Source organism: Solibacillus sp. FSL R5-0691, assembly GCF_037974225.1.
Taxonomy (GTDB): Bacteria; Bacillota; Bacilli; order Bacillales_A; family Planococcaceae; genus Solibacillus.
This window is the reverse complement of record NZ_CP150231.1, coordinates 425,531-438,365: the sequence shown is the minus strand read 5'-3', so window position 1 is coordinate 438,365 and position 12,835 is coordinate 425,531. Positions and strand designations below refer to the sequence as shown.

The 12,835-nt window shown below is 39.0% G+C and carries 12 protein-coding genes; 4 read left to right on the top strand and 8 right to left on the bottom strand.

Features of this window, described 5'->3' with window-relative positions; all coding sequences use genetic code 11:
* From MKY51_RS02220 to MKY51_RS02210, 3 genes are all read left to right on the top strand, one after another.
* A complete protein-coding gene (locus tag MKY51_RS02220) occupies positions 1 to 708 on the top strand; it encodes a small-conductance mechanosensitive channel (protein WP_339175029.1) in 708 nt (235 codons plus the stop codon).
* Positions 705 to 1,895 (top strand): amidohydrolase, encoded by a 1,191-nt coding sequence (locus MKY51_RS02215; protein WP_339175028.1) that lies wholly within the window; start codon positions 705 to 707, stop codon positions 1,893 to 1,895. The genes MKY51_RS02220 and MKY51_RS02215 overlap by 4 nt, the downstream gene beginning before the upstream one ends.
* Positions 1,896 to 2,115: 220 nt before the next feature.
* Positions 2,116 to 2,715, top strand: a complete 600-nt coding sequence (locus MKY51_RS02210) for an SET domain-containing protein (protein WP_339175027.1) — start codon at positions 2,116 to 2,118, stop codon at positions 2,713 to 2,715.
* A 286-nt stretch (positions 2,716 to 3,001) separates the two neighbouring features.
* Here the strand turns inward: MKY51_RS02210 and MKY51_RS02205 are convergent, their stop codons facing one another.
* Positions 3,002 to 5,191: a DNA topoisomerase III gene (locus MKY51_RS02205; RefSeq protein ID WP_339175025.1), complete on the bottom strand. Its 2,190-nt coding sequence runs from the start codon at positions 5,189 to 5,191 to the stop codon at positions 3,002 to 3,004.
* Positions 5,192 to 5,753: 562 nt separating this feature from the next.
* Between MKY51_RS02205 and MKY51_RS02200 the strand changes: the two genes are divergently transcribed.
* Positions 5,754 to 5,954 carry a cold-shock protein gene (locus tag MKY51_RS02200; protein ID WP_008404655.1) on the top strand — a complete coding sequence of 67 codons (201 nt, stop codon included), beginning with the start codon at positions 5,754 to 5,756 and terminating at the stop codon, positions 5,952 to 5,954.
* 137 nt (positions 5,955 to 6,091) lie between these two features.
* Here MKY51_RS02200 and MKY51_RS02195 read toward each other — a convergent pair whose 3' ends face one another.
* The 7 genes from MKY51_RS02195 to MKY51_RS02165 form a co-directional block, all read right to left on the bottom strand.
* Entirely contained in the window at positions 6,092 to 6,802 is a 711-nt protein-coding gene (locus MKY51_RS02195) for an ABC transporter permease (RefSeq protein WP_339175021.1), read from the bottom strand.
* Positions 6,799 to 7,647, bottom strand: a complete 849-nt coding sequence (locus MKY51_RS02190) for an ABC transporter ATP-binding protein (protein ID WP_339175020.1) — start codon at positions 7,645 to 7,647, stop codon at positions 6,799 to 6,801. The genes MKY51_RS02195 and MKY51_RS02190 overlap by 4 nt, the downstream gene beginning before the upstream one ends.
* Positions 7,648 to 7,789: 142 nt before the next feature.
* Positions 7,790 to 8,713, bottom strand: coding sequence for a LytTR family transcriptional regulator DNA-binding domain-containing protein (locus tag MKY51_RS02185; RefSeq protein ID WP_339176556.1), 924 nt, complete (start codon positions 8,711 to 8,713; stop codon positions 7,790 to 7,792).
* Between the two features lie 147 nt (positions 8,714 to 8,860).
* Entirely contained in the window at positions 8,861 to 10,027 is a 1,167-nt protein-coding gene (locus MKY51_RS02180) for a PLP-dependent aminotransferase family protein (protein WP_339175018.1), read from the bottom strand.
* A 150-nt stretch (positions 10,028 to 10,177) separates the two neighbouring features.
* Positions 10,178 to 11,365: an MFS transporter gene (locus tag MKY51_RS02175; RefSeq protein ID WP_339175017.1), complete on the bottom strand. Its 1,188-nt coding sequence runs from the start codon at positions 11,363 to 11,365 to the stop codon at positions 10,178 to 10,180.
* Positions 11,362 to 11,778, bottom strand: coding sequence for a winged helix DNA-binding protein (locus tag MKY51_RS02170; RefSeq protein ID WP_339175016.1), 417 nt, complete (start codon positions 11,776 to 11,778; stop codon positions 11,362 to 11,364). Before MKY51_RS02170 ends, MKY51_RS02175 begins: the two co-directional genes overlap by 4 nt.
* Positions 11,779 to 12,019: 241 nt before the next feature.
* The gene (locus MKY51_RS02165; protein ID WP_339175015.1) at positions 12,020 to 12,835 is read right to left on the bottom strand and encodes an undecaprenyl-diphosphate phosphatase; all 816 of its coding nucleotides are present in this window, start codon (positions 12,833 to 12,835) and stop codon (positions 12,020 to 12,022) included.

Sequence of the window (12,835 nt, the reverse complement as noted above, 5' to 3'; positions counted from 1 at the left end):
ATGGTCGTTTTAGAGCGTCACACAACAGTTGCTTCACCTGCAAAAAGCGAGGAAAACTTTGCAACGTTTCATAGTCAAGCGCATTTCTGGGGACGTCTTACTATTTGGGGTGTCATCATTTGTACGATTGCCTTTCCCCTCTATTTATCGTTTGGTCTAGAGTATCATCCAGGCTGGTCTGTTATCTTAACAGGTTTTTTAAGTTACGGGGCCGTTGTATCAATCATTTGGTTTGTCGAACCAATTAGCTATTATCCTATTTTAGGTGTATCGGGTACGTATTTGGCCTTTCTTACAGGGAATATCGGGAATATGTGCTTACCTAGCGCATCTATTGCGCAATCCATCGTGAAAGCAGAGCCAGGAACACGCAAAGGTGAAGTGACAGCGACATTAGCGATTTCTGCTGCTTCGATTGTGAATACGACAATGCTAATAGTTGTAATTTTAGGTGGTTCGTATTTAATTAATGCATTGCCGGAGTCAATCCGCGCGAGCTTCAGTTTTGTATTGCCGGCTATTTTTGGAGGCGTACTCGCACAGTTTGCCCTTAAAAAGCCTGTTTGGGGGATAGGCGCAATCGCATTAGGTATATTCGCGGCACTTGGTCCTGTTCCGCCGTCGTTCCAAACATTTATTTGTATTGCAGGAACAGTTATCTTTGCGGTAATTCTTGAAAAAATGAAAGCGAGTGAACAAGCATCATGACAATTAAACAACAGTTAATGGACAAGTTAGCAGCTCGAAACGATGAGATGATTGCAATTCGCCGTCATCTGCATGAAAATCCCGAACTCTCATTTGAAGAAGTGCAAACATCGCAGTATATTGCGGATTTTTATGAAAATAAAGACGTAACGATCCATCATAATGTCGGAAATGGCTATGGAATTATTGTAGAAATACAAGGCCGCCATCCGGGACCTGTCATTGGAATACGTGCAGATTTTGATGCCTTGCCGATCGAAGAGGAAACAGATGTCCCGTTCAAATCGAAGAATCCCGGTGTCATGCATGCTTGCGGCCATGACGGGCATACCGCTTATTTGCTTATTTTGGCGGACAGCCTTATTCAATTAAAGGATGAGCTGCACGGAACAGTAAAAATTATTCATCAGCATGCAGAGGAAAAACCTCCTGGTGGTGCAAAAAGTATGATGGACTCCGGCTTGCTCGATGATTGCGAAATTATTGTTGGAGCACATTTATTCCCAACATTTAAAGTTGGACATATCGGCTATCGTGCTGGCGCTGCTATGGCCGGTCGCTCATTTTTCAAACTGATTGTCCATGGTACAGGAGGACATGGTTCGTCCCCTCACCTGGCAAACGATGCAATTGTTGCAGCCTCTAATTTTGTCACGACCGTACAAACCGTTATTAGCAGACGGTTAAACCCGTATGATATGGGAGTCGTTACAATCGGCTCCTTTGACGGGAAAGGCACGTTTAACGTTATTAAAGATGCGGTAACACTTGAAGGTGATGTCCGATATATGAACGATGCAGTTCACGCTACGATTGAACAGGAAATCAAACGGTTAGTACATGGTTTGGAAGTCCAGTTTGGTGTGACTTGTACGCTCACTTATGAAAAGGATTACCCGCCATTAGTAAACGATGAAGACTTAACAAACTTTGTTGTCGAAACACTGGAAGCCTCGGAACAGGAAGAAATCATCGCCATTGAAGAAGCGCCTTTATTTTCCGGCTCCGAGGACTTTGCTTATTATGCACTCGCAAAGCCTTCCACTTTTTACTATATCGGCTGCCAACCGACGTATATAGATGTCCCTTATATGAATCATCATCCAAAGTTTGATATTGATGAACGAGCATTATTAGTTGCAGCAAAAGCTGGTGCTGAAGTCGTTGCTAAATATTGCTTAAAATAAATCGTAGAAATGCCGTTTTTCTCTTTAGGAGGAAAATGGCTTTTTTTAATTAAAGTAAATTTCTAACTAGTTAGTTCTACATAGCTATAAATAAGACGAAAGCCTATTCCAACTAGAAAGCAATGCCATAACATATTAAAACAATCTGATTTCAAGGAAATAACATATCCCCCCATTCAATACGCATTTGAATGGGTTTACTTATAAGGAGGAGTTACTAATGATGCACCCGGATACTGAAATTCAATTTGTCAGTGAGCAGGTAGGCGTTGGCGTCTTTGCAACAAAATTAATCCCAAAAGGGTCGATTGTCTGGATTAAAGATGACCTTGACCTCATGCTGACAGAGGAGTTTATCGAAAGCCTCGGTAATCTACAAAAAGCGGATATCTATAAATACGCATATTTAGAGTCGAACGGTATCTATGTCCTACATTGGGATCATGCCAAATATATGAACCACAGTTTCAATCCGAATTGTGTTGATACAGCTTATAATTTTCAAATGGCTGCAAAAGATATCCTGCCTGGCGAGCAATTAACATGTGATTACGGAGCTTTGGGTCTTATTGAAGAATTTGAGTGCATCCCCGAGGAAGGCACAACAAGAACAAAAGTAACGGCAAATGACTATTTAATCTACTATAAAGATTGGGATGAGATCGCAAGGGAAACATTCAAATATTTTCATGCAGTAGAGCAGCCGTTAAAATATTTAGTCGCCAACGAATATGTTGATAAAGTGAATGCTGTTGCGAATGGAGAGGCCCCAATGGATTCCATTCTTACGCTTTTTATAGATAAAATCGAAAGAATGTAAGCCCCTTTAAACACGAAAGGGGCTGGGTCATACCCAAAAAAAACTATTTTTCTCTGAGAGAAAAATAGCTTTTTTTTTTCTGAGCGTTAAAAATTGATCTCCATTCCGGGACGCTTTCCGCGGGCGTGGCCTGAGCCTGTAGTCTCAGGCGTCACGCTATTCCCGCAGGAGTCGCCCTCCATTCCAATCAATTTTGCAATATATCCGTTTCTTAATAAAGGTTTTCCTCTTATTTAATTACTTATGTTCGATCTCTTTCCAATCTTGCATTTAATTGTTGAATTGATTAATCATCAAACTTCATGCCTTTTAATAAATCCGCAAATGCGTTATTAATTGGCTCGGCTTCTTTTTCTTGCTGCTTCAAATATTTTTGAACACTGCGTTTATCGACTTTACCGCCGCCTTCTTTTTTACGGCGCGCTTCAAATGCGGACAGTTTTTCGCGGTAACCGCATTTACATACGAAAATCTGGCCATCACCTTGTCCGTGCAGTTCCAGCTTTTTCTTACATTGCGGGCAGCGTGCATTCGTTACGCGTGATACGTTTTTGCGGTGACCACATTCACGGTCCTGACATACGAGCATTTTACCTTTTTTCCCGTTTACTTCAAGCATCGGCTTTCCGCAATCAGGACAGGTCTTCGTTGAAATATTATCGTGCTTGAACTTTTTATCGCTGTTTTTAATATCGGCAACGATTGCTTTCGTATGCTGTTTCATTTCATTAATGAAAACATCTTTTTTCAGCTTGCCTTTAGCAATTTGCTCGAGCTTTTGTTCCCACTGTGCTGTCGTTTCCGGTGATTTCAGTTCATTCGGAACTAAATCCAATAGCTGGCGCCCTTTTGATGTAATATGAATGTCTTTTCCGCGCTTTTCGATAAGGAATGAATTGAACAGTTTATCGATGATATCTGCACGTGTGGCAACCGTTCCTAAACCGCCAGTCGATTTCAATGTATCAGCAAGTGCTTTATTTTGCGTGTTCATATATTTCGCCGGATTTTCCATCGCTGTCAGTATCGTCGCCTCTGTAAAGCGTGCTGGCGGTTTTGTTTGCCCTGAAGTTTGGGCTAGTAATGACACGTTCAGTACTTGTCCTTTTTCAAGGCGCGGCAACAGCTGTTCTTTTACATCCTCTGAAATTTCCTCGTCATCAAAACGATTCGAGTACACTTCTTTCCATCCTGCAGTAATGACTGTTTTACCACGTGCGATGAATTTCTCTTTCCCGATTTCAGCTTGAACCGTTAACTGCTCATACTCATGTGCAGGGAAAAGTACCGCAAGGAAACGCTTTACGACTAAATCGTAAATTTTGCGCTCTTTATCATTGAAGTTTGCAAAGTTTACATATTCTTCAGTCGGGATAATGGCATGGTGATCCGATACTTTACTGTCATCAACAAACGATTTATTTGCTTTGATCGGTTTTGTTAGTACTTTGTTCGCTAAAGTACGATATTCCCCTACAGCACATGCTTTGAGACGTTCAGGTAATGTGCTGACAATATCAGATGATAAATAACGTGAATCTGTACGAGGGTATGTGAGCACTTTATGTGATTCATAAAGCTTCTGCATAATATTCAGCGTTTCTTTTGCCGAATAGCCAAATAGCTTGTTGGCATCACGCTGTAATTCAGTTAAATCATAAAGCCCTGGTGAAAACGACTTTTTCGGTTTACGTTCAATATCGACGACTTTCGCATTTTGCTTATCCAATGTATTGACGATTTTATCGATCTTGTCTTTATCGAAACTGCGCGAATTACCGTTCTGGTCTTGCCAAGTTAATTTCAGCTCTTTCGTTTGGGCTTCAATGCCATAATACGTTTGAGGTTTAAAGTGCTTAATTTCATCTTCGCGGGCCGCGACCATTGCGACAACCGGCGTCTGTACTCGGCCAGTATTAAGCTGTGCATTGAACTTCGTCGATAATGCGCGACTTGCGTTCAGCCCGATATACCAGTCGGCTTCACTTCGGGCAACCGCTGCATAATACAGGTTTTCATATGCTTTACCTGGTTTCAAATTTGCAAAGCCTTCTTTAATTGCTTTATCGGTAACAGATGATATCCATAAACGCTTAACCGGTTTATTTACTTTTGCACGTTCAATAATCCAGCGTGCAACCAATTCCCCTTCACGCCCTGCATCTGTTGCAATGATGATTTCTTTGACATCATTACGTGTAAGCTGTGATTTTACAGCATTGTACTGTTTGCTCGTCTGCTTAATTGTTGTTAACTTCAGACGCTCCGGCAGCATTGGTAAATCAGCTAAATCCCACTTTTTATATTTCTCGTCATAGCTCTCCGGATCTGCCAGCGTTACTAAATGTCCTAGCGCCCATGTGACGATATATTTGTCTCCTTCTAAAAATCCATTACCTTTTTTATGACACTTCAGCACATTCGCAATATCGCGTGCTACTGAAGGTTTCTCTGCTAATACTAAGCTTTTAACCATTGTAAACAATCCTTTCGTAACTCTTTGAACCAACTATACCATACATCAATCGTGCCTAGATGTATTTGAATTACGACCGTATTTCATAATTCATAATAAGATGTCACAAAAATTTTTTATAAGAATACAATATGATGTTTAACTTTTGAAAGCTCGGGTATATTAATATTAGACAACAAAATTATTCAAATAAAACATAAAAATTGTTTGCGGTTAGTTGATTGTGAATATGTTTTTTGAAAATAAGGTTAAAAAATTATTCTTATACATAAATTTTTACTTATTCTTCCGTTAATTCACTAGTAAAGTACTATTAACTCGATGTATTCACCTCATACTTTCCCTTCATTTGTACGAAAAATCAAAATTTTCCTCTTCATTTCGAATATTTTTAGTAGACATTTGGATAATGTTGTTATACAATAAACTTAATTAAATTGCTTAAGCTGTTTACGATCAATTCACATATTAAAAAAGTGAACGTGTACGCTCCCTTTTTTAATGTGTGAATTTTTTATACATTTAGCAATTCAATTAATTAATTTTTTGGAGGTTTTCTCTCATGCAACAAGGTACAGTAAAATGGTTTAACTCAGAAAAAGGTTTCGGTTTCATCGAAGTTGAAGGCGGTAACGATGTATTCGTACACTTCTCAGCTATCCAAGGCGAAGGTTTCAAAACTTTAGACGAAGGTCAAAAAGTTGAATTCGACGTTGAAGAAGGCAACCGTGGCCCACAAGCTACTAACGTTACAAAACTTTAATTCTTAGGAATTAAGTTCACATAGTTAGTTGCAAGAAGCATACTCTATTGGGTATGCTTCTTTTTATAGTTTCATATTGGTTAAAAAAACAGCTGTGCCAAAGTTTTACCTTGGTACAGCTGTTTCTATTTACAAGTCTACTCATCTTTCGTACGTTTCTTAAATAATATAATCGATGTGATGACAGCTGCCACTGTCCACATTGTGATGATGCTAAATGCACCGATTAACTCTGAGAGGCCTTTCCCCGCCTGTGATAGTTCTGCTATTCGCAGCAACTGTGTGCTCGGCAACCACTCTACCACTTTTACGAGTATATTGCTTTCTACTAAATGAATTGCTAATGGGCCAAATGTAAAGATCACCATAACCGGTAACACCGCTAACGAAGCTTCCATAATCGATTTTGTAAATAAACCGCAAATTGTTCCTAATGCTAAATAAAAAATGGCTGAAATCATTAATGCAATTGAAATTGTGATCATATCATTCGGTGTGTATCCAACTAAATAAGAAGAGACGGCCAAAATAACCGCTGTCGTTAAAAATACGAGCAAGCTTTTTCCTAAAAGTATATCAACGGTTGATGCTGGAGACATCATAAGACCGCGCAAAGTATTCCGCTCTTTTTCTTCAGCAATCAGGCACGCCTGTATATAGGCCGTTACCATTGAAAATGTCATATTGATCGGAAAGAAGTACATATCCATTGAAGCTGTATCGATTCGTCCATAAAATAACGCCAAAACCATCGGCATAAAGACAACGGATGATACCGCATAATTACGTGAAAACTCTTTATAATCTTTCACAAAAATGGCTTGAATTCGTTTCATTGACATGTTCATTTTAAATCACTCCCTGTTAGTTGTACGAAAATATCCCCTAATGTCGGTTCGTTGGAATACATACGCGATACGCGTGCGGCTTTCATCCACTCCATTACTTGCAGTGCCCCCTGCTCCCCATTACGGACAACATGCTCTTCCCCATTCTCTAGTTCCACTGTAAAGGACTGGTCACTATATTTTTTCTTCAGTGCAGCCGGTGAATCTATTTCCCGGATTTCCCCTTTGTGCAAAAATGCTATCCGGTCACATAGCTGCTCAGCCTCCGCCATATTGTGCGTTGTTAAAAAAATCGTCGTTCCTAATTCATTTAGCTGGCGCAACCCGTTATAAATATGTTGGGCATTTACCGGATCCAAGGCGGAAGTAGGTTCATCCAAAAAGAGCAGCGGCGGCTTGTGCATAATCGTACGTGCTAAAATAACACGCTGCATCATCCCTTTTGAAAGCTGATTAACCTTCTTTTTGCGGTCCTTCTGTAAGTTAACGAACATGAGCGCTTCTTCTATCGCACGTTCAGGCAAATTATATAAACGACAGTAAAGCAATAGGTTTTCTTCTATAGAAAGACGTTGATATAGTCCGCTGTTGTCCGTTAAAATACCAAACTTCTTTTTCTGTTGGACATTATTCATTTCACTTGCCGGTTTATCAAAAACAAGTGCTTGCCCTGTTGTCTGTGTTAATTGAGCTGTTAAAATTTTTATTGTTGTCGTTTTTCCGGAACCGCTTGGACCAAGGAATCCGAAAATCTCTCCTTTTTTAATGGAAAAGGAAACATTCTTTAATGCTTCTTCTTTCCCAAACTTCATTTGCAAATTTTGAACTTCAATAATGTTTACCATCATTTGTTCCTCCCTCGTTTGTTGTTACCTTTAATTTAAAGAAAAACAGGAAGGACGGCATTATTTCGACGGTGAATTGTCGCAAATTGATGGTGTTTGGTGTTATAGATCGATGAATTGTACGCACTATTTCCCAGGAAATCTATATTCCGACAATTTCTTTTAACTCCGTAAGTTTTGTGCGTGATAATGGCACTTCCGATTTGTTTGTACCTTGAAGAGATAAGCTGTAACTATTGCGAGTCCACGTAATTATTTCCCTTACTTTTTGCAAATTGACGATATAGGAGCGGTGACAGCGGAAAAATCCGAAATGATGTAACCGCTTTTCAAGTTCACTCAAAGTTAGTGTGCACGGGTATCTTTCTCCGGCAACATAAACAAATACTTCCCCCTCGACACTTTCGATATAATCGATTTCCGGCGGATTAAATAAGATGATTTTTTCATTTTTCTTTGTAGGGATCTTTTCGATTTTAAGCTGAACAGGTTCTGTTGCTGCTTGTTCTGATTGCTCTTCTTTCACATCAAGCGGATGTAGCCCTTCCTGATCCAGCCTGAAGATTTCCCCTTCTAAATGGATTAAGTGTTCCAAGTTATTCGAAAGTAATATCGTTTTCTTTCCTGAATGCTGTAATTTTGAAATTAGATGCAAAATGACTTTACGTTCGTCTTGCTGTAAATTTTGGAACGGTTCGATCAAAGCTATTACATCATGTTGCTGTATGTATACTCTTAAAAATCCTAATAAACGGCGTTCGCTTAATGTTAACTTTTCCACACGTACTTTTTTCAGTTGTTCTAAACCGAATTCCCGGATGAGTGACTCCACTGAATCTCCTCGATTATGTAAATTCAAATAAAATCGAAACGTTTCTTCTACAGTTAAGCGCTCATAATGTCCAGTCTCCTGCTGATGTACATAAATTTCTGATGTTGATGATAATTGTTTGATGATGTAATTAATTTTTGTCACATCTGTATATAGATTGATTGACGGTGATTGTACTTCTACTTCAAATGCAGGTAAAAGTATATCGCCAAATTCGGTAATCGATTCAAACATAATTTTCAAATTATTGCACCCCTTCATATCGCGTTTTGACAATTAATATTATTATACTATTATTTTCCATTTGTACTTCTGTGAATTTTTAAATAAAAGAAAGCTATCACTCGGATTCCTCCAAGCAATAGCTTCCCTAAATATACATTATAAAATTTCCGCTAAACGTTTAATACCCTCTTCGATAATTTCAGGTGTTGCATTTGTATAGTTCAGGCGTAGTGTATTTACCGATTCTCTGTCGGTATAAAATGGATTTCCCGGTACGAATGCTACTTTTTTCTCCATTGCTTCCGCAAATTTTTCAAGTGCATTTACGCCTTCCGGAAGTGTAACCCATACAAACATACCGCCTTCAGGTTTCGTGTAGTTCACATATGGAGGGAAGTACTTTTCCATAGCAGCAAGCATTGTGTCCGCTTGTGTTTTGTAGAGCGCTATAATTTTTTCAACATGTGCTTCATACTCATTAGTCGTTAAATACTGATGCAGAATGTATTGTCCGAAAATGTTTGTATGCAAATCCGTCGCCTGCTTCGCTGTTTCGACATGATCCAGTAGTTCTTTGTTTTTCGTCAAAATATAGCCTAGGCGCATCCCCGGTGTAACCGTTTTTGAAAACGAACCTAATACGACACTGTTTGTCATTTTTCCTGCTGCGATATACGGCAAGTGCTCCCCAGTGAAACGAAGCTCGCCGTACGGATCATCCTCGATAAAAATGACATCGTGATCTTTTACCGCTTCAAAAACTTCTTCGCGGCGCTCTTTCGTATATGTTAACCCGGTAGGATTTTGGAAGTTCGGAACGGTATAAACCATTTTCACATTTGGCTGTTTTAGCGCATCCTTCAACTGTTCTACATTCATACCTTCTGTTTCAAGTGTTACACCGTAGAAACTTGGTTCACGTAATGTAAATGCTTGGATGGCTCCTAAATAGCCGGGTTCCTCAATGACAACCCCGTCCCCTTTGTTTAGCAAAACTTTGGAAATAAGCTCCAACGCCTGCTGGGATCCAGTCGTTATAAGTACATCATCTGCTGTATAGTTTAAATTCGATTGTTTGTTATTATATTTGTCTGCAATATACTGACGTAGCGGCAAATAGCCTTGTGTCGTAGAATATTGAAATACCTTTGCACCATTTGTATCAATTGCATCATTTACCGACTGCTTTAACTCATCAATTGGAAATGAGATTGGATTTGGCAAGCCTCCCGCAAATGAAATGACATCGTGTGCATCCGTTACCTTTAAAATATTTCGGATGAATGATGACGGTGTTTTTAAAATACTATCAGAATATTGCATAGTGAACTCTCTTCCTTTTTGTAATTTTCAAAATTTTATCACTTTCTTTCTGAATAAACAATAAGCATGTACCTTTTAAGAAGATACATGCTTATTGTTAGTAAGTTTCTGACATGAAGCTGTCAATTTGACTAATTACCTTGACAGAACCTATGCAATTTTCCGTTTTCTCGCTACTAATATATAGTAAAGCGGAATACAGATAAGAATGAGCGGAATCATCGATACGAATATTGTGCGGTATGTTGTATAAGGTTCAATCATACCTAAAATAAATGGCCCGACACCTAACCCTAAATCATATAAAATGAAGTATGTTGATGTTGCTAAGCCGAACCGATGCGGCTCCGTCACTTTAACAGCAATCGTTTGTGCAATGGAATTAAAGTTCCCGTAACCAAAGCCAATCAGGACAGCTGCAAGTAACAGCATCCAGCCTGCTGATGCCTGACTGAACAGCAGCATACCAATTGCAAAAACGATAAGACATGGATAAACAATAATATTTGGACCGCGCACATCCATCATTTTCCCAGTAATCGGACGGGAAATAACGACAATCCCTGCATAGGCTAAGAAAAAGTAGCTTGCCGCTTCCACTAAATTGATTTCTCGTGCATAAAACGTAATGAATGTCATAACTCCCGAGTATGCAAAGCCGATTAATAAGGCAATAAATGAAATCGGAAGCGCTTTTGGTTCGATGAATTTTTCAAGGAATGAAAGCTTCTCAGGCTCACTTCCGTTTTGTTTATTTGGTTGTGGTAAAGAAATTTTAACAAAGAAATAAGCGACCAGTAAAATAAGTGAAAGGGCCGTGTTCATATAGAAAATGACATCAAAGCCGTTTTCAAGCTTCAGCATGAACATGCCGACAAACGGACCGATTGCTGTTGCCAAAATGGCACTTAAACTAAAGTATCCAATTCCTTCCCCTTTACGTGATGCCGGTAATATCATAGCAACAATCGTACCTGTCGCTGTTCCGACTGTTCCGACCGCAACCCCTTGCAATAAGCGGACGATCAATAAATAAACAACGCCCCATTCCATTAAATAAAGTGTTGTAGATACGAAAAATACGATAAGTCCAATTAAAAGCATCTTCTGTGGACCAATATTACTGATGAGACGCCCTGCTCCTAATCGGCCGATCAATGACCCGATAATAAAAATACTTGAAACAAGTCCTGCAATACTTGTTGAAACTTGATACGTTTCTACCGCATAACTTGAAATGGTCACCATTAGCAGGAAGAATATTAAGATCGCGATAAAGTTAATGATTGATACAATGATAAAATCCTTCGTCCAGATTGGTTCTTTTACTTCACTCATTCTAGCCCTTCTTTCAATATTTTCTCCATATCAGACAAAGCTTTTTCGAAAAGCTCCTGTTGTTCGTCTGACAGGTTGTTTAATAGCTGATTTTGTAGAAATTTAATTTCCGGGGAAATATTTTCATACAATCTTTCTCCTTTTTCCGTCAAACTTATATATTTTTCCCTTCTGTCATTGCCTTGTTTCATTTGAATAATCTCCAGTTTCGTCAATGTTTTAACATTTGCAGAAACAGTCGGCTTCTCAACATCCCAATATTTCGCGATCTGACTCATTGTTGCCAGATCTTCATTCGCCAAATATTGCATTAGAGACCAGTTGGCATTGGACAGTTCATGCACTGCCAGTATATTAGTCAGACGCTGCATATAGCGTTTATGAAAACGGTGCAATTGTAAAAAGAAAGTCATAATTAGATTACCTCCCTATTTCATCCAAAATGGTTAGTTAACCTAACTAATTAAATAGAAATCTGCTCCATTTGTCAATATTTTTTTACGATCTAATTTGAATTTTAAAGGAAACAGGAGTGTTTAAGCGCTTGAGAACGCTTATAAATCAGGTTATGCACCGACTCGAAAAAATAGAGAAAGCGATTAACAAAAAAACACGCTTCATAGTCTTGAAGACTACAAGCGTGCTTAATCTGTTCTAATAGAATATTAATAATAAAATACCAACTAAAAAGCAATAATACGTGAAGTAATGCAGCTTTCCGTTTTTCATAATACCCATGAACCATCGCATGGCGAAATATGTCATAAATAATGTCGCAAGAAATGTGACTGTATACGGAATGGCTAAATCCGCTTTGTTTGGCTCATCCAGGAAGTCTGTAAACCCTAATACAACACCGCCTAGACTAACCGGAATATACAGCATGAATGAGAAACGCAGTGCCGTTTCCTGTTTCATTCCGACAGCGATAGATGAAATAATTGTTGCACCTGATCGGCTAATTCCCGGTGTTAATGCAGCTGCCTGCCCAAAACCTACTAATAGGGCATCTTTTGCCGATAAATCGCCATCACGTTTTGTTCCGCGCAGATTACGGATTAACCATAGTGCAATCCCTGTCACAAACAGCATGATCGCGATTGTCGTCATGCTTACATTATCCGCAATAACATCACTCAGCAGTACACCTAAAACCCCTGCCGGAATCGAGCCGATAATGATGTAAAGCGCAAAATTAAAGTCCGTACGGTAACGACGATTGCGAGTTTTAATAAACATTAAAAATCCTGTAATTAACCGTATAATATCTTCTCGGTAAATAAACATAATCGCAATTAATGAAGCTGTATTTGTCAAAATCGCGAATGTGAAGCCTTGTTCTCCCATTCCTAGAAGTTCACTGACAATCATGACATGCCCACTTGACGACACCGGAATCGGTTCCGTTAATCCTTGAACAATACCGATAATAAAATGCTTTAAAACTAAAATTAAATCAAAATTTTCCAT

Coding starts and splice junctions, on each gene's coding strand:
- MKY51_RS02220 (WP_339175029.1), top strand. CDS start 1: ATGGTCGTTTTAGAGCGTCACACAACAGTTGCTTCACCTGCAAAAAGC.
- MKY51_RS02215 (WP_339175028.1), top strand. CDS start 705: ATGACAATTAAACAACAGTTAATGGACAAGTTAGCAGCTCGAAACGAT.
- MKY51_RS02210 (WP_339175027.1), top strand. CDS start 2,116: ATGATGCACCCGGATACTGAAATTCAATTTGTCAGTGAGCAGGTAGGC.
- MKY51_RS02205 (WP_339175025.1), bottom strand. CDS start 5,191: ATGGTTAAAAGCTTAGTATTAGCAGAGAAACCTTCAGTAGCACGCGAT.
- MKY51_RS02200 (WP_008404655.1), top strand. CDS start 5,754: ATGCAACAAGGTACAGTAAAATGGTTTAACTCAGAAAAAGGTTTCGGT.
- MKY51_RS02195 (WP_339175021.1), bottom strand. CDS start 6,802: ATGAACATGTCAATGAAACGAATTCAAGCCATTTTTGTGAAAGATTAT.
- MKY51_RS02190 (WP_339175020.1), bottom strand. CDS start 7,647: ATGGTAAACATTATTGAAGTTCAAAATTTGCAAATGAAGTTTGGGAAA.
- MKY51_RS02185 (WP_339176556.1), bottom strand. CDS start 8,713: ATGTTTGAATCGATTACCGAATTTGGCGATATACTTTTACCTGCATTT.
- MKY51_RS02180 (WP_339175018.1), bottom strand. CDS start 10,027: ATGCAATATTCTGATAGTATTTTAAAAACACCGTCATCATTCATCCGA.
- MKY51_RS02175 (WP_339175017.1), bottom strand. CDS start 11,365: ATGAGTGAAGTAAAAGAACCAATCTGGACGAAGGATTTTATCATTGTA.
- MKY51_RS02170 (WP_339175016.1), bottom strand. CDS start 11,778: ATGACTTTCTTTTTACAATTGCACCGTTTTCATAAACGCTATATGCAG.
- MKY51_RS02165 (WP_339175015.1), bottom strand. CDS start 12,835: ATGGAAAATTTTGATTTAATTTTAGTTTTAAAGCATTTTATTATCGGT.